General features: G+C 69.1%; 11 protein-coding genes. 5 read left to right on the top strand and 6 right to left on the bottom strand.

The features are described from left to right. Positions 1-61 precede the first annotated feature (61 nt). The 4 genes from OG332_RS09485 to OG332_RS09470 form a co-directional block, all read right to left on the bottom strand. On the bottom strand, positions 62-1,669 hold the full coding sequence (locus OG332_RS09485; RefSeq protein ID WP_327413030.1) for a glycerol-3-phosphate dehydrogenase/oxidase: 1,608 nt from the start codon (positions 1,667-1,669) through the stop codon (positions 62-64). A 41-nt stretch (positions 1,670-1,710) separates the two neighbouring features. Then, positions 1,711-3,237 carry a glycerol kinase GlpK gene (gene glpK / locus OG332_RS09480; protein ID WP_327413028.1) on the bottom strand — a complete coding sequence of 509 codons (1,527 nt, stop codon included), beginning with the start codon at positions 3,235-3,237 and terminating at the stop codon, positions 1,711-1,713. Positions 3,238-3,314: 77 nt separating this feature from the next. After that, a complete protein-coding gene (locus OG332_RS09475) occupies positions 3,315-4,097 on the bottom strand; it encodes an MIP/aquaporin family protein (RefSeq protein WP_327413027.1) in 783 nt (260 codons plus the stop codon). Between the two features lie 314 nt (positions 4,098-4,411). Then, positions 4,412-5,179, bottom strand: a complete 768-nt coding sequence (locus OG332_RS09470) for an IclR family transcriptional regulator (protein WP_327413026.1) — start codon at positions 5,177-5,179, stop codon at positions 4,412-4,414. A 277-nt stretch (positions 5,180-5,456) separates the two neighbouring features. On the opposite strand from OG332_RS09470, the gene metH reads away from it, so the two are divergent. The 4 genes from metH to OG332_RS09450 all read left to right on the top strand — a co-directional run bounded on the left by metH (position 5,457) and on the right by OG332_RS09450 (position 13,615). After that, positions 5,457-8,969: a methionine synthase gene (gene metH / locus OG332_RS09465; RefSeq protein WP_327413025.1), complete on the top strand. Its 3,513-nt coding sequence runs from the start codon at positions 5,457-5,459 to the stop codon at positions 8,967-8,969. Between the two features lie 112 nt (positions 8,970-9,081). Continuing rightward, positions 9,082-9,783 carry an HAD family hydrolase gene (locus OG332_RS09460; protein WP_327413024.1) on the top strand — a complete coding sequence of 234 codons (702 nt, stop codon included), beginning with the start codon at positions 9,082-9,084 and terminating at the stop codon, positions 9,781-9,783. A 573-nt stretch (positions 9,784-10,356) separates the two neighbouring features. Beyond that, positions 10,357-11,961 (top strand): ABC transporter substrate-binding protein, encoded by a 1,605-nt coding sequence (locus OG332_RS09455; protein ID WP_327413023.1) that lies wholly within the window; start codon positions 10,357-10,359, stop codon positions 11,959-11,961. A gap of 70 nt (positions 11,962-12,031) precedes the next feature. Continuing rightward, positions 12,032-13,615 (top strand): ABC transporter substrate-binding protein, encoded by a 1,584-nt coding sequence (locus OG332_RS09450; RefSeq protein ID WP_327413022.1) that lies wholly within the window; start codon positions 12,032-12,034, stop codon positions 13,613-13,615. A gap of 74 nt (positions 13,616-13,689) precedes the next feature. Here the strand turns inward: OG332_RS09450 and OG332_RS09445 are convergent, their stop codons facing one another. Continuing rightward, positions 13,690-14,361, bottom strand: coding sequence for a response regulator transcription factor (locus tag OG332_RS09445; RefSeq protein ID WP_327413021.1), 672 nt, complete (start codon positions 14,359-14,361; stop codon positions 13,690-13,692). A gap of 64 nt (positions 14,362-14,425) precedes the next feature. Then, a complete protein-coding gene (locus OG332_RS09440) occupies positions 14,426-15,346 on the bottom strand; it encodes a RecB family exonuclease (protein ID WP_327413020.1) in 921 nt (306 codons plus the stop codon). Between OG332_RS09440 and OG332_RS09435 the strand changes: the two genes are divergently transcribed. Beyond that, entirely contained in the window at positions 15,345-16,715 is a 1,371-nt protein-coding gene (locus OG332_RS09435) for a site-2 protease family protein (RefSeq protein ID WP_442816124.1), read from the top strand. The genes OG332_RS09440 and OG332_RS09435 overlap by 2 nt on opposite strands. The last annotated feature ends 14 nt before the right edge of the window (positions 16,716-16,729 follow it).

Here is a 16,729-nt window from a genome sequence, read left to right as displayed (position 1 = left end):
CAGCCCACGACAGAGGGGCGGTTCCCCTCGGAACCGCCCCTCTTCCCCACCTGCGTGAGAGCTATGCCTTGTGGCCCAGCATCTCCTCGACGCCGGCCCGTACGGCCTCGTCGTCCAGGCCGCGGACCGTCACCGTCGTACGGCGGCGCAGCACGTCGTCGACCGTCTCGGCCCACTCGTTGTCACGGGCGTAGGCGACCTGCGCCCAGATCTCCGGACCGTCCGGGTGGATGCGCTCGGCCAGCGCCGGGTCCTCGTTCGCGAGGCGCGCGATGTCGAAGGCCAGCGAGCCGTAGTGCGAGGCGAGGTGGCGGGCGGTGAGCGGGTCCATCCGGGTGCCCGGCTCACGGTCCACCAGCAGCCGGTGCGCGACCGCGTTCGGGTTGGCGACGCCCGGCAGCGCGATCCGGCGCACGAGGGACTTCACCGGCTCCATGTCCTCGGTCAGCGGGCTGCCCGGGAGCTTCGACAGCTTGTCCATGACCACGCGGCCGATGTGGCGGTACGTCGTCCACTTGCCGCCGGCCACCGACAGCATGCCGCCGGCGCCCTCGGAGACGACCGTCTCGCGCTTGGCCTTCTCCACACCGCCGGGGCCGCCGGGCAGCACCCGCAGGCCCGCGAAGGCGTACGTCATCAGCGACCGGTCGAGGTCCGCGTCCTTCACCGAGAAGGCCGCCTCGTCCAGGATCTGCGCGATGTCGGACTCGGTGGCGCGCACGTCCGCCGGGTCGCCCTCGTACACCTCGTCGGTGGTGCCGAGCAGCAGCTGGTCCTCCCACGGGAGGGCGAAGGTGATGCGGTACTTGTCGATCGGGGTGGCCATGGCGGCCTTCCACGGCGACTTGCGCTTCATGACGATGTGCGCGCCCTTGGAAAGGCGGATCGACGGCATCGAGTGCTTGTCCTCCATGCGCCGCAGGTGGTCCACCCACGGGCCGGTGGCGTTGAGCACGACGCGTGCGTCGACCCCGAACTCGGTGCCGTCGAGACGGTCCCTGAGCTCGGCACCGGTGACCCGGCCCCGCGTCTTGCGCAGGCCGGTGACCTCGGCGTGGTTGAGGACGACCGCGCCCGACTCGACGGCCGCGCGGACGGTCATGACGGCGACGCGGGAGTCGTTCATCTGGTGGTCGTAGTAGACCGCGACGGCCTTGAGGTTGTCCGTCTTCAGACCCGGGTTGTCGGCGGCGGCACGGGCCGGCGATATGACCTTGCCCATGCCGTCGCCGAAGGCCGAGAGGGCGGAGTAGGCGAAGACGCCCGCGCCCAGCTTGGCCGCACCGACCGGTCCGCCCTTGTAGACCGGCAGGTAGAAGGTGAGCGGGTTGACCAGGTGCGGGGCCACGTCCTTGGCCAGCACCCGCCGCTCGTGGTGGTTCTCCGCGACCAGCTTGACCGCGCCGGTCTGCAGGTAGCGCAAGCCCCCGTGGACCAGCTTGGAGGAGGCCGAGGAGGTGGCGCCGGCGAAGTCGCCGGCGTCCACCATGGCGACCCGCAGACCCGACTGCGCGGCGTGCCAGGCCACGGAGGTGCCCAGGATTCCACCGCCGATGACGAGCAGGTCGTACGTGGCCTTCGCCAGCTGCTCACGGGTTTCGGCGCGGCTCGGGTTCGAGCCGGCGGTCGGGTGCGTGCCCAGTGCGGTCACGCTCTGCGGGATGCTCATATCTCTCTTAGCTCCTCGTCGATTGACTCAGCTGAGTGCGGTCAGCTGGCGTCTTCGTCGTCGACCCAGCCCATGGACCGCTCCACGGCCTTGAGCCAGCTCTTGTACTCGCGGTCCCGCTGCTCGGCGGGCATCCGCGGGGTCCACTCCGCCGCGCGGCGCCAGTTGGCGCGCAGGGCGTCGGTGTCGGGCCAGAAGCCGACGGCCAGGCCGGCGGCGTAGGCGGCGCCGAGGCAGGTGGTCTCGGCGACCATCGGGCGCACCACAGGGGCGTCCAGGAAGTCCGAGAGCGTCTGCATCAGCAGGTTGTTGGAGGTCATGCCGCCGTCGACCTTGAGGGCCGCGAGCTCGACGCCCGAGTCCTTGGTCATGGCGTCGGTGATCTCGCGGGTCTGCCAGGCGGTGGCCTCCAGGACGGCACGGGCGATGTGCGCCTTGGTGACGTACCGGGTGAGGCCGGCGATCACACCGCGGGCGTCGGAGCGCCAGTACGGGGCGAACAGACCGGAGAAGGCCGGCACGAAGTAGGCGCCGCCGTTGTCCTCGACCGAGGAGGCGAGCGTCTCGATCTCGGCCGCGGACTTGATCAGGCCCATCTGGTCGCGCATCCACTGGACGAGCGAGCCGGTGACGGCGATGGAGCCCTCCAGCGCGTAGACCGGCTTCTGGTCGCCGATCTGGTAGCCGACCGTGGTCAGCAGGCCGCTGTAGGAGTTGATGATCTTGTCGCCGGTGTTCATCAGCATGAACGTTCCGGTGCCGTACGTGGACTTCGCCTCGCCCTCGGCGAAACAGGTCTGGCCGAAGAGGGCGGCCTGCTGGTCACCGAGCGCCGAGGCGACCGGGACACCGGCGAGGACGCCGTCCTTGACGTGACCGTAGACCTCGGCGGAGGACTTGATCTCGGGGAGGACGTTGAGCGGGACGCCCATCGACTCCGCGATCTTCTCGTCCCAGGCCAGCGTGTGCAGGTTCATCAGCATGGTGCGCGAGGCGTTGGTGACGTCCGTGACGTGCACGCCGCCCTGGGCGCCACCCGTGAGGTTCCAGATGACCCACGAGTCCATGGTGCCGAAGAGGATGTCGCCGGCCTCGGCGCGCTCGCGCAGGCCCTCGACGTTGTCGAGCAGCCAGCGGACCTTCGGGCCGGCGAAGTAGCTCGCCAGCGGCAGGCCGGTCTCGCGGCGGAAGCGGTCCTGGCCGACGTTGCGGCCGAGCTCCTTGCACAGGGCGTCGGTGCGGGTGTCCTGCCAGACCAGCGCGTTGTGCACGGGCTCGCCGGTGTGGCGGTCCCACAGGAGGGTGGTCTCGCGCTGGTTGGTGATGCCGACGGCCTTGACGTCGGCGGCGGTGATCTCGGCCTTGGCGATGGCGCCGGCGACGACCTCCTGGACGTTGGTCCAGATCTCGGAGGCGTCGTGCTCGACCCAGCCCGGCTTCGGGAAGATCTGCTCGTGCTCCTTCTGGTCGACGGCGACGATGCGGCCGTCACGGTCGAAGACGATGCAGCGGGAGGAGGTCGTGCCCTGGTCGATCGCGGCGATGAAGGGGCCGGTGCTGCTGGTCATGTGGCTGCTCCTGGCAGGTCTGTGAGTAGGCGGAATCAGGATGCGGTGCGGATCTTACGAACGCGGGCCGAAACTGATCAGGCGAACGCGATGTTGTACAGACCGCCGGCGATGACGGCACCGACGAGCGGGCCGACGACCGGGATCCAGGAGTACCCCCAGTCCGAGCCGCCCTTGTTGGGCAGCGGGAGCAGGGCGTGCACGATGCGCGGACCGAGGTCGCGGACCGGGTTGATGGCGTAGCCGGTCGGACCGCCGAGCGAGAGGCCGATGCCGACGACGACGAAGGAGGTGATGAGGACGCCGATGACACCGAGGCCCTTGCCGTCGCCCTGCAGGCCCTGGGTGAGGATCGCCAGGACGAGGACGAACGTACCGATGATCTCGGTGGCGAGGTTCTGGACGACGTTGCGGATCTCGGGGCCGGTGGAGAAGATCCCGAGCACGGGGCCCGCCTGGTCGTGCGGGTGCGGGTCCTCCGGGCCGAGCTTGGCGTCACGGATGTTCTCCGGGTCCGCCAGGTGCACCCGGAACTGGCCGTAGTAGGTGATCCACATCAGGACCGCGCCGAGCATCGCGCCCAGCAGCTCGCCTGCGAAGTAGACCGGCACGTCGCTCCACTCGCCGGTCTTGACGGCGAGGCCGACGGTGACCGCCGGGTTGAGGTGCGCGCCGGAGAGCGGGGCGGCCACGTAGGCGGCGATCAGTACGGCGAAACCCCAGCCGAAGGTGATCGCGAGCCAGCCCGCGTTCCGGGCCTTGGAGCTCTTGAGTGTCAGAGCGGCGCAGACGCCACCGCCGAGCAGAGTGAGCAGGGCGGTACCGATGGTCTCGCCGATGAAGATGTCGGAGCTGGACACCCGCGACTCCTTACGTACGTCCAGGGGTGGGCGGACACCGGGTCCCTCCGGTGGTTCCGCGCACTCGGTGAGTGCTGCACCGGTCCTTGGCCTTGTCGCATCCTAGCGCGTATTGCCGTCAGGTGTTCGACAATGCCGACCGGTGAACGGCAGTTTTCCGCCCAAGTGAAGAATGCGTCAAGGGCTCGCCAGGCCAAGGTGCCGGATCGTTACCACTAGGTACGATCGCCCAAATCCAGCCATTGTGTGGTCAGAATGTGGCGAAAAATGGGCAGAAAGCAGCCAGATGGCGGCTCAGAAGTGTTAGAGGGGGGTCAGAACCGGCCCGCGCCGAGATCGCGTGAAACCGCGCGCGCACAGTCCCGTACGGACGCCACGAGGGCCGCACGGGGCTCCCCGGACTCCCCGCAGACCCGTTCCACGGCACCCGCCACCGCCACCGCGCCGACCGGCATCCGGCGCCGGTCGTGGATCGGCGCCGCCACCGAGGCGACGCCCTCCCAGGTCTCCTCGACGTCGGCGGCCCAGCCCCGCGCGCGGGTCAGGTCGAGGATCTCCTCGAAGCCGGCGCCGTCCGTGACCGTACGGGGGGTGAACGCCTCGCGCTCCACCTCCAGCGCCTGGGTGTGCGCGACCGGGTCGTACGCGGACAGGACCTTGCCCAGTGCGGTCGAGTGCAGCGGCTGCATGGCCCCGACCTCCAGCACCTGACGGCTGTCGTCGGGCCGGAACACGTGGTGCATGATCAGCACCCCGCTCTTGTGCAGCACGCCCACGTACGTGCTCTCACCGCTCGCCCGGGCCAGGTCGTCCGTCCACACCAGGGCGCGGGCGCGCAGCTCGTGCACGTCGAGGTAGCTGTTGCCCAGGCGCAGCAGCTCCGCGCCCAGCTGGTAGCGGCCGGAGGCGGGGTCCTGCTCCACGAAACCCTCGGCCTGCAGGGTGCGCAGGATGCCGTGCGCCGTGCCCTTGGCCAGACCCAGGGAGGAGGCCACGTCGGAGAGCCCCAGCCGGCGTTCGCCGCCGGCCAGGAGTCGCAGCATCGCAGCGGCTCGTTCGAGCGACTGGATGTTCCGTGCCATCGCGCAGCCTCCTGCTGACGTTGCTGTCCATACTGACCATCTTGATGCGGTTCGACAATGCTGAACAGTATCGGTCGATGTCGGCCTTGCGCATCGTCGGGGGAAGTCCGCGCCGTACCGTCGCCGGGACACCCCTGGCAACTCCCGACACAGAATGCAGTCCGCCACGTGGGACACCCGCACCGGGTCCGGTGCCTCGCGGTTACGCTGGCCGCGTGCACCCTTGACACAGAGGGGGTGCAAAGCCGACAGCCGTCGCATCCCAGGGAGCACAACCATGGCTTCGTTGCCCAACCCGTCCGCTGACACCCAGACCCGGGCCGATGCCCTCCGGGAGGCGCTCGCGACCCGCGTGGTCGTCGCCGACGGAGCCATGGGAACGATGCTCCAAGCGCAGGACCCCACCATGGAGGACTTCCAGCAGCTCGAAGGCTGCAACGAGGTCCTCAACATCACCCGCCCCGACATCGTGCGCTCCGTCCACGAGGCGTACTTCTCGGTGGGTGTGGACTGCGTCGAGACCAACACCTTCGGCACGAACTACGCGGCACTCGCCGAGTACGACATCGCCGAACGCAATTTCGAGCTGTCTGAGGCCGGCGCGCGCATCGCCCGCGAGGTCGCCGACGAGTTCACGGCGTCGACGGGGCAGCAGCGCTGGGTTCTCGGCTCCATGGGCCCCGGCACCAAGCTGCCCACCCTGGGCCACATCACCTACGCGAAGATCCGCGACGCCTACCAGATCAACGCCGAGGGCCTGATCACCGGCGGCGCCGACGCGCTGCTCGTCGAGACCACCCAGGACCTCCTGCAGACCAAGTCCTCCATTATCGGTGCCCGGCGCGCCATGGAGGCCCTCGGGGTCACCGTCCCGCTGATCTGCTCCGTCACCGTCGAGACCACCGGCACGATGCTGCTGGGCTCCGAGATCGGTGCGGCCCTGACGGCGCTGGAGCCGCTGGGTATCGACATGGTCGGTCTGAACTGTGCGACCGGCCCCGCGGAGATGAGCGAGCACCTGCGGTATCTGGCGCGCAACGCCCGTATCCCGCTGTCCTGCATGCCCAACGCCGGCCTGCCCGTCCTGACCAAGGACGGCGCGCACTACCCGCTCAGCGCCCCCGAGCTGGCCGAAGCACAGGAGACCTTCGTCCGCGAGTACGGGCTTTCTCTGGTGGGTGGTTGCTGTGGGACGACGCCGGAGCATCTGCGGCAGGTCGTCGAGCGGGTCCGCGGCACCGCGATCACCGCTCGCACCCCTCAGCCCGAGCCCGGCGCCGCCTCGCTCTACCAGACGGTTCCGTTCCGCCAGGACACCTCGTACATGGCCATCGGTGAGCGCACCAACGCGAACGGGTCGAAGAAGTTCCGTGAGGCGATGCTGGAGGCCCGCTGGGACGACTGCGTGGAGATGGCACGGGACCAGATCCGTGAGGGCGCGCACATGCTCGACCTCTGCGTGGACTATGTGGGCCGCGACGGTGTCGCGGACATGGCGGAGCTTGCGGGCCGCTTCGCCACGGCCTCCACGCTGCCGATCGTGTTGGACTCGACCGAGGTTCCCGTCCTCCAGGCGGGCCTGGAGAAGCTCGGCGGGCGTGCGGTCATCAACTCGGTGAACTACGAGGACGGTGACGGTGCGGAGTCCCGCTTCGCGAAGGTCACCCGACTGGCGCAGGAGCACGGCGCCGCGCTGATCGCGCTGACCATCGACGAACAGGGCCAGGCCCGCACCGTCGAGCACAAGGTCGCCATTGCCGAACGGCTGATCGGGGACCTGACGGGGAACTGGGGGATCCGGGAGTCGGACATCCTCATCGACACGCTGACGTTCACGATCTGCACCGGGCAGGAGGAGTCCCGGAAGGACGGTATCGCCACGATCGAGTCGATCCGCGAGCTCAAGCGCCGCCACCCGGACGTCCAGACCACCCTCGGCCTGTCCAACATCTCCTTCGGCCTCAACCCGGCCGCCCGCGTCCTGCTGAACTCCGTCTTCCTCGACGAGTGCGTCAAGGCCGGCCTGGACTCCGCCATCGTCCACGCCTCCAAGATCCTGCCGATCGCCCGGTTCGACGAGGAGCAGGTCACCACCGCCCTCGACCTCATCTACGACCGGCGCGCCGAGGGCTACGACCCGCTGCAGAAGCTGATGGCCCTCTTCGAGGGCGTCAACACCAAGTCGCTGAAGGCCGGCCGCGCCGAGGAGCTCCTCGCCCTGCCGCTGGACGAGCGACTGCAGCGGCGGATCATCGACGGTGAGAAGAACGGCCTGGAGGCCGACCTCGACGAGGCCCTGCAGACCCGTCCCGCCCTCGACATCGTCAACGACACGCTGTTGGAGGGCATGAAGGTCGTCGGTGAGCTGTTCGGCTCCGGCCAGATGCAGCTCCCGTTCGTGCTGCAGTCCGCGGAGGTCATGAAGACGGCCGTCGCCTACCTCGAGCCGCACATGGAGAAGACCGACGACGAGGGCAAGGGCACGATCGTGCTGGCCACGGTCCGCGGCGACGTCCACGACATCGGCAAGAACCTCGTCGACATCATCCTCACCAACAACGGCTACAACGTCGTCAACATCGGGATCAAGCAGCCCGTCTCCGCGATCTTGGAGGCGGCGCAGGAGCACAAGGCCGATGTGATCGGCATGTCCGGGCTGCTGGTGAAGTCGACCGTGATCATGAAGGAGAACCTTCAGGAGCTCAACCAGCGCAAGCTGGCGGCCGACTACCCGGTGATCCTCGGCGGTGCGGCCCTCACCCGCGCCTACGTCGAACAAGACCTCCACGAGATCTACGAGGGCGAAGTCCGCTACGCCCGCGACGCCTTCGAAGGCCTGCGCCTCATGGACGCCCTGATCGCCGTCAAGCGCGGTGTTCCCGGCGCCTCCCTCCCCGAGCTCAAGCAGCGCCGCGTCGCCAAGAGGGACACCCCGCTCCTGCAGGTGGAGGAGCCCGAGGAGCAGGGCGGCCGCTCCGACGTGTCCGTCGACAACCCGGTCCCCACCCCGCCGTTCTGGGGCACCCGCGTCGTCAAGGGCATCCCGCTCAAGGACTACGCGTCCTGGCTGGACGAGGGCGCCCTGTTCAAGGGCCAGTGGGGCCTCAAGCAGGCCCGCGCGGGCGGTGCCACGTACGAGGAACTCGTCGAGAGCGAGGGCCGTCCGCGCCTGCGCGGCCTCCTGGACAAGCTGCACACCGAGAACCTCCTCGAGGCCGCGGTCGTCTACGGGTACTTCCCCTGCGTGTCCAAGGGCGAGGACCTGATCATCCTGGACGAGGCGGGCAACGAGCGGACCCGCTTCACCTTCCCGCGCCAGCGCCGCGGCCGCCGGCTGTGCCTGGCGGACTTCTTCCGCCCGGAGGAGTCCGGCGAGACCGACGTGGTCGGCCTCCAGGTGGTCACCGTCGGTTCGAGGATCGGCGAGGCCACGGCCAAGCTCTTCGAGTCCGACTCCTACCGCGATTACCTGGAGCTGCACGGCCTGTCCGTCCAGCTCGCCGAGGCCATGGCCGAGTACTGGCACGCCCGCGTCCGCGCCGAGCTCGGCTTCGGGGGCGAGGACCCCGCCCAGGTCGAGGACATGTTCGACCTCAAGTACCGCGGCGCCCGGTTCTCCCTCGGCTACGGGGCCTGCCCCGACCTGGAGGACCGCGCGAAGATCGCCGACCTCCTCCAGCCGGAGCGGATCGGCGTCCACCTGTCGGAGGAGTTCCAGCTCCACCCCGAGCAGTCCACCGACGCGATCGTGATTCATCACCCCGAAGCCAAGTATTTCAACGCACGCTGAGGTCAACCGACGTACACTTGTCGGTCCCATACAGGCCGGTCGCCTTGTTCCCAGGGGTATGCCCCGCGGGAAGAGGTGACCGGCCTTCTCGTCCCTTCTGAGAGGTCCGCGCATGACGAGCACCATTCCCGCACCCGTCGCCCGTACGGCCGACGGCTCGGCCCTGCAGGCGGTGCTGCTCGACATGGACGGCACCCTGGTCGACACCGAGGGCTTCTGGTGGGAGATCGAGGCGGAGATCTTCCAGGAGCTCGGCCACCGGCTCGACGATGCCTGGCGCGACGTGGTCGTCGGCGGCCCGATGAGCCGCAGCGCGGCCTTCCTGATCGAGGCCACCGGCGCGGCCATCGGCCTCGTCGAGCTGAGCGTCCTGCTCAACGAGCGCTTCGAGGCCCGCATCGCCGACCAGGTGCCGCTGATGCCGGGCGCCGAGCGCCTGCTGGCCGAGCTGGCCCGGCACAACGTGCCCACCGCCCTCGTCTCCGCCTCGCACCGCCGGGTCATCGACCAGGTCCTGCTCACCCTCGGCCGGGACCGCTTCACGATGACGGTCGCCGGTGACGAGGTCGCCCGTACCAAGCCGCACCCGGACCCGTACCTGCTCGCGGCGCGGACGCTGGGCGCCCACCCCGCGCGCTGCGCGGTCATCGAGGACACGAGCACCGGGGTGGCGGCCGCCGAGGCCGCCGGCTGCCGGGTCGTGGCGATCCCCTCGGTGGGCGTGATCGAACCGGCTCCGGGGCGTACGGTCGTGCGCTCGCTGGAGGACGTGGACCTGGCGTTCCTGCGCTCCCTCATCGTCCCGGTGAACTGAGCGGGCACCCGCCGCACCCTCGAGGCACCCCCCCGGTTACCCACGGCAACCTCGGCACGCATACGCAGGCGCCGACACGGACCGACACAACCCGAGCACGCTCCGTACCGAACGGAACGCCTGCGGGATGGAGGTCCTACGGAAGGATCTTCCGTCACAGGCCCCGGAGGCTGAAATTCCATCCCCCTCCAGGGCGGTTGCTCAGAGTGAGCTTGGTCACGCGTCAAACCTCCCATGGGCCTGTCTGGGGGCCCCTTTACCTTCCCTTGTGTCCGGATTGATCAGCCACTGACCGAATCTGCGCACCCCTGCGCATGAACAGGCAGTTCGCTCCCATCACGGTGCGATTACATCCCAAGTCCGGCCAGTTCCAGCCATCCCGTCCCGGGCCACTACTGTCAACGCGGGCACTACGCCGCACCTCTGCCGTCCCGGACGCACACCCCTGTGCCGGGACCGCGTGGACCGATCGTCACTACACCGGCCCGATCGTTCCGCCCTGAACGGGCGACCGCCGCGAAGTGCCCTCTACGCCGCTTTGAGCAAGTGCCGGTTACAGGGAGTACTTCCAGCATGAACCGCAAGACCATGGTGCTGACGGCCGCGGCCGGACTGCTCACCCCCGTGCTCGCCGCATGCGGCAGCGCGAGCGGCGGAGGAGCAGGATCCGGAGCGATCGTCGTCGGGACCACCGACCGGTTCGAGGCCGCAGACTTCGCTCCCGCCCCCTTCGACCCGGCCTACGCCTACGACGCCGGCGCCTGGAACGTCCTGCGCCAGACCGTCCAGACGCTGATGCACACCCCGCGCGGCGGCGGCCAGCCCGTCCCCGAAGCGGCCTCCGCCTGCCGCTTCACCGACGCCGGCAACGAGAGCTACCGCTGCACCCTGCGCCCCGGCCTCAAGTTCGCCAGTGGTGACCCGATCACCGCCAAGGACGTCAAGTTCTCCATCGACCGCGTCCTCGCCATCAAGGACGAGAACGGCCCGTCCTCGCTGCTCTCCACCCTCGGCAACGTCGAGGTCAAGGGCGCGGACACGGTCGTCTTCCACCTGAAGACCCCGGACGCGACCTTCCCGTACAAGCTCTCCACCCCCGCCGCCGGCATCGTCAGCGAGAAGAACTACGACGCCAAGAAGCTCCGCGAGGGCTTCTCCGTGGACGGCTCCGGCCCGTACACGATGAAGGCCGAAGTCAAGGACAACCGGCTCGTCCGCGCCGTCTTCAGCAAGAACCCGAACTACAAGGGCGACATCAAGCTGCAGAACGACAAGGTCGAACTGCGCACCTTCCCCGGCTCCCCGGCCATGGGCAAGGCGCTCACCGACGGGAAGATCCACATGGTCTCCCGCACCCTGTCGCCCGCCCAGATCGCCGAGTTCTCCGCCCAGCCGCCCAAGGGCGTCAAGCTCGTCCCGATGCCCGGCCTGGAGATCCGCTACATCGGCTTCAACACCGAGGCGCCGGTCGTCAAGGACAAGGCCGTGCGCCAGGCCCTCGCCGCCGCCGTCGACCGCGGCGCCCTGATCTCCAAGGTCTACGGCAAGTCCGCGCAGCCGCTCTACTCGCTGGTCCCCACCACCGTGACCGGCCACGTCAACTCCTTCTACAACAAGTACGGCGAGGCCAACACGGCCAAGGCCGCCACCCTGCTGAAGGAAGCCGGGATCAAGACCCCGGTCAAGCTGACCCTGCACTACACCAACGACCACTACGGCGACGGCACGGCCGCCGAGTTCGAGGCCCTCAAGGCCCAGCTCAACTCCACCCAGCTCTTCGACATCACCGTCCAGGGCAGCGAGTGGGCCGAATTCCGTCCCGCGCAGAAGAAGGGCGACCACGCCGCCTACGGGCTCGGCTGGTTCCCCGACTACGCGGACGCCGACAACTTCCTCGCTCCGTTCCTGGAGCAGGACAACTTCCTGGGCACGCCGTACGCCAACAACGCGGTGCGCACCAGGCTCATCCCCGAATCGCGGCGCGCGGCCGACCGAGGCGTCGCCGTGCCCGCGATCACGGAGATACAGGACATCGTCGCCGAGGACGTGCCCGTCCTGCCCCTGTGGCAGGGCAAGCAGTACGTCGCCGCACGCGACGGGATCACCGGGGTGGAGTGGTCGGTCAACGCCATCTCCGACCTCCAGCTGTGGGAGCTCGGCCGCGGCGTAAGCGGCTGAGCAAGGCAACGACCGGCAGCGGGTGTCGCGAGCCGGGCAACGAAACAGTTCGACTGTGAAGGACGTTCGCGTGAATCGACGTAACCAGTGGCTGGCGGCTCCGCTCGGCGCAGCCACCGCCGCCGCGCTGCTCAGCGGTTGCGGTTCGACCGATGGCTCCAATGCCGGCAGCGGCAAGGGCGTGGTCATGGGCATATCCGACAAGGTGAAGTCCACCGACCCGGCCTCGGGCTACGACCCGGGCTCCTGGCTGCTCTTCAACAACGTCTTCCAGTCGCTGCTGAGCTTCCCCAAGGGCGGTACCACCCCCGAGCCCGACGCCGCGCAGTCCTGCAGCTTCGAGGGCGCGGACAGCAAGCTCTACAAGTGCACCCTGCGGGCCGGCCTGAAGTTCAGCAACGGCCACAGCCTCACCTCGAAGGACGTCAAGTTCTCCTTCGAGCGCACGCTGAAGATCAACGACGAGAACGGCCCGGCCGTGATGCTCTCGTCGATCGCGGGCATCGACGCCCCCGACGACAAGACCGTCATCTTCCGCCTCAAGACCTCCGACGCGACCTTCCCCAGCAAGATCGCGTCCGGTGCCGGCTCCATCGTCGACCACAGCGAGTACCCGGCCGACAAGCTGCGCACGGACAACAAGACGATCGGCTCAGGCGTCTACAAGCTCGACTCGTTCAGCGAGAAGAGCGCCACCTTCTCGGTCAACGAGTCCTACAGCGGCAAGGCCAAGGCCAAGAACACCGGCGTCACGCTGAAGTTCTTCAACGGCGACCAGAGCGGCCTCAAGAAGGTCCTGGAGAGCGGGGACGTGGACTTCGCGTTCCGCGGCCTCGCCGCCAAGGACATCGCCGCCCTCGCCTCGACCAAGACCGGCGACAACAAGGTCGACGTCGTCCAGGGCACCGGCGCCGAAGTCGAGCACATGGTCTTCAACGTCAACGACCCCGTCGTCGGCAAGCTGCCCGTCCGCAAGGCCATCGCCTACCTCGTGGACCGCGAGGCGCTCGTCCGGGACGTGTACGCGGGCACCGCCACCGCGCTCTACTCCATCGTCCCCACCGGCATCGCCGGCCACACCACCCCGTTCTTCGACCGCTACGGCGGCAGCCCCCAGCCCGAGAAGGCCAAGGCCGCCCTCAAGGCCGCCGGCATCAACGGCAAGGTCAAGCTGACCCTGTACTCCACCCCGTCCCGCTACGGCCCCTCGACCGACCAGCAGTTCGAGGTCATCGCCAAGCAGCTCAACGAGAGCGGACTCTTCGACGCCGACGTCAAGTCCGTCGAGTTCGAGCAGTACGAGAAGGACATCCAGGACGGCAAGTACGGCGTCTACGTGAAGGGCTGGGTGCCCGACTACCCGGACGCCGACAACTTCACGCAGCCGTTCTTCGGCCCGGACAACGTCCTGCACAACAACTACGAGAACAAGGAGATCACCGGGACGATCATCCCGTCGACCTCCGCCAAGTCCGACCGCACCGCGGCCAACACGGACTACAACCGGCTCCAGGACATCGTCGCCGACGAGCTCCCGATCCTCCCGCTCTGGCAGGGCAAGCAGTACGCCGTCACCCGCCAGAACGTGAGCGGCCTCCAGTGGTCCCTCGACGCCTCGACCGTCTTCCGCTTCTGGGAGATCAGCAAGGGCTGACCCCGACCGGGCCACGCACAACGGGCCGGCAGCCGCACCACGCGGCTGCCGGCCCGTTCGCGTCCCCGACGCCACTACTGGGCGCCGGGACGCACCAGACCGCTCTCGTACGCGTAGACGGCCGCCTGGACCCGGTCGCGCAGCCCCAGCTTCGTCAGCACGTGCCCCACATGCGTCTTGACCGTCGTCTCGCTCACGAACAGGTCCGCCGCGATCTCCGCGTTCGACAGCCCCCGGGCCACCAGCTTCAGCACCTCGACCTCACGCTCGGTCAGCGTCCCCAGCGCGTCCGGGACGCTGTCCTCACCCGACGGCAGATGCCCCGCGTACTTGTCCAACAGCCGCCGCGTGATGCTCGGCGCGAGCATCGCCTCACCGCCCGCCACCACCCGGATCGCCTGCACCAGCTCCACGGCCGGCGCGTCCTTGAGCAGGAACCCGCTCGCCCCCGCCCGCAGCGCCTCCACCACGTACTCGTCCAGATCGAACGTCGTGAGCACCAGCACCTTCGCCGGCCCGTCCCGGCCCGGACCGGTGATCTGCCGGGTCGCCTCCACCCCGTCCATCCGCGGCATCCGGATGTCCATCAGCACCACATCGGGCTGCAGCGCCCGCACCTGGTCCAGCGCCTGCAGACCGTCCCCGGCCTCACCGACCACCGCCAGGTCCTCCTCGGCCTCCAGGATCATCCGGAAACCGGTGCGCAGAAGTGGCTGGTCGTCGACCAGCAGGACGCGGATGGCCACGGGGTCTACCTCGTATTCGTCGGACGGCTACGGCGGGCCCGTCCATTCTGCCCTGATCCGACGATCATGATTCCGCCGGGCGCTCCGACCCCGGCCGCGCCGGGGGCACCTCCCGGCGGTGGCCGGGGGAGATCACCAGCGGATACGGCGGGGGAGTCCCCCCGAACTCCGGACACACCGCCTGATGATCACACCAGCCGCACAACTTCGTCGGCCGCGGCCGCCACTCACCCGACTCCGTCGCCTCCCGGATCGCCTCCCACAGCGCGAGCAGCTTGCGCTCCACCCGCTCCAGGTCCGCCACCACCGGGTCGTACGTCAACACGTCCCCACTGCCCAGATACACCAGCTGCAGCCGCCGCGGCACCACCCGCTTCAGCCGCCACACCACCAGCGCGTAGAACTTCATCTGGAACAACGCGCCCTCGGCATACTCCGGCCGCGGCGCCTTGCCCGTCTTGTAGTCGACGATCCGCACCTCACCCGTCGGCGCCACGTCCACCCGGTCGATGATCCCCCGCAACCGGAGCCCCGACTCCAGCTCCGTCTCCACGAAGAACTCCCGCTCCACCGGCTCCAACCGCGTCGGGTCCTCCAGCGTGAACCAGCGCTCGACCAGCGCCTCCGCCTCCGTCAGCCACCGGGCCAGCCCCGCCCCCTCGTCACCCTCCGGGAACAGCTCCGTCAGCTCCGGCTTCGCCTCCAACAACCGGTCCCACTGCCCCGGGACCAACGCCTTCGCCCGCGGAGCCGTCCGCTCCGCCGCCGGATGATCGAAAAGCCGCTCCAGCACCGCATGCACCAGCGTCCCGCGGGTAGCCGCCGCACTGGGCTTCTCCGGCAGCTTGTCGATCACCCGGAACCGGTACAACAGCGGGCACTGCATGAAATCGCTCGCCCGCGAAGGGGAGAGCGAAGCGGGCGCCACAGCGCTCGGTGTCGCGGCATCGGCTGCGCCTGGCACAGCACCCGGGCTCGTCGTCATGGACAAAACCCTACGACCCGCCACCGACAGCACGCGCATACCATCGACGACGGACCCCCTCGCACTGCATGATCGGAGCATCACAGCCCGCTTACGCACTGCGGACCACACTGGAAACACCGATCCCCCGGACTCCGTCCGGGAGGACCCCGAGGAACGAAGGACAGCCGTGGCAGACACCGACGAAACCGGCGAGCGCGCGGGCCGGCGCTCCGGACCGGGCGGCGGACTCCTCATGGGCCGCCCCTTCGGCGTGCCCGTCTACGTCTCGCCCAGCTGGTTCCTCGTCGCCGCCCTCATCACCTGGGTCTTCGGCGACCAGCTCGACCGCGTCCTGCCCGACCTCGGACCCGTCCGCTACCTCGTCTCCCTCTTCTTCGCCGTCGCCTTCTACGCCTCCGTCCTGGTCCACGAGCTCGCGCACACCATCGCCGCCCTCCGCTTCAAACTCCCCGTGCGCCGCATCCAGCTCCAGTTCTTCGGCGGAGTCTCCGAGATCGAAAAGGAATCCGAGACCCCCGGCCGCGAATTCGTCCTCGCCTTCGTCGGCCCCCTCCTCTCCCTCCTGCTCTCCGGAGCCTTCTACCTCGGCATGAAAGCCGTCGACCCCGCCAGCGTCCCCGGCGTCCTCCTCGCCGGCCTGATGATCTCCAACCTCCTCGTCGCCGCCTTCAACCTGCTCCCCGGCCTCCCCCTCGACGGCGGCCGCATGCTCCGCGCCGTCATCTGGGGCATCACCGGAAAACCCATGGCCGGCACCGTCGCCGCCGCCTGGGTCGGCCGCGGCCTCGCCGTCGCCGTCCTCCTCGGCCTGCCCCTGCTCACCCACACCGGACTCCTCGGCAACCGCACCCAGGAGATCGGCGGCATGGACACCGTCATGGACGCGCTGCTCGCCGCCATCCTCGCCGCCATCATCTGGACCGGAGCCGGCAACAGCCTGCGCATGGCCCGCCTGCGCGAACACCTCCCCGAACTGCGCGCCCGCACCCTCACCCGGCGCGCCATCCCCGTCGAGAACGCCACCCCCCTCTCCGAAGCCCTGCGCCGGGCCAACGAAGCCGGCGCCCGCGCCCTCGTCGTCATCGACGGCCACGGCGACCCCACCGCCATCGTCCGCGAGAGCGCCATCGCCTCCGTCCCCGAACACCGCCGCCCCTGGGTCGCCGTCAGCACCCTCGCCCAGGACCTCACCGACGGCATGAAGGTTTCCGCGGAACTCACCGGCGAAGAACTCCTCGACCGCCTCCGCGCCACCCCCGCCACCGAGTACCTCGTCCTCGAACCCGGCGGCGCCATCTACGGCGTCCTGTCCACCCTCGACGTCGAAAAGGCCTTCGTGAAGGCCATGGCACGGCCCCAGTCCTGAAGCCAATACACTGG

The sequence above is a fragment of the Streptomyces sp. NBC_01233 genome (genome assembly GCF_035989305.1).
Classification (GTDB): Bacteria; Actinomycetota; Actinomycetes; order Streptomycetales; family Streptomycetaceae; genus Streptomyces.
The sequence above is the reverse complement of the archived record's forward strand: the minus strand, read 5'-3'. Positions and strand labels throughout refer to the sequence as shown.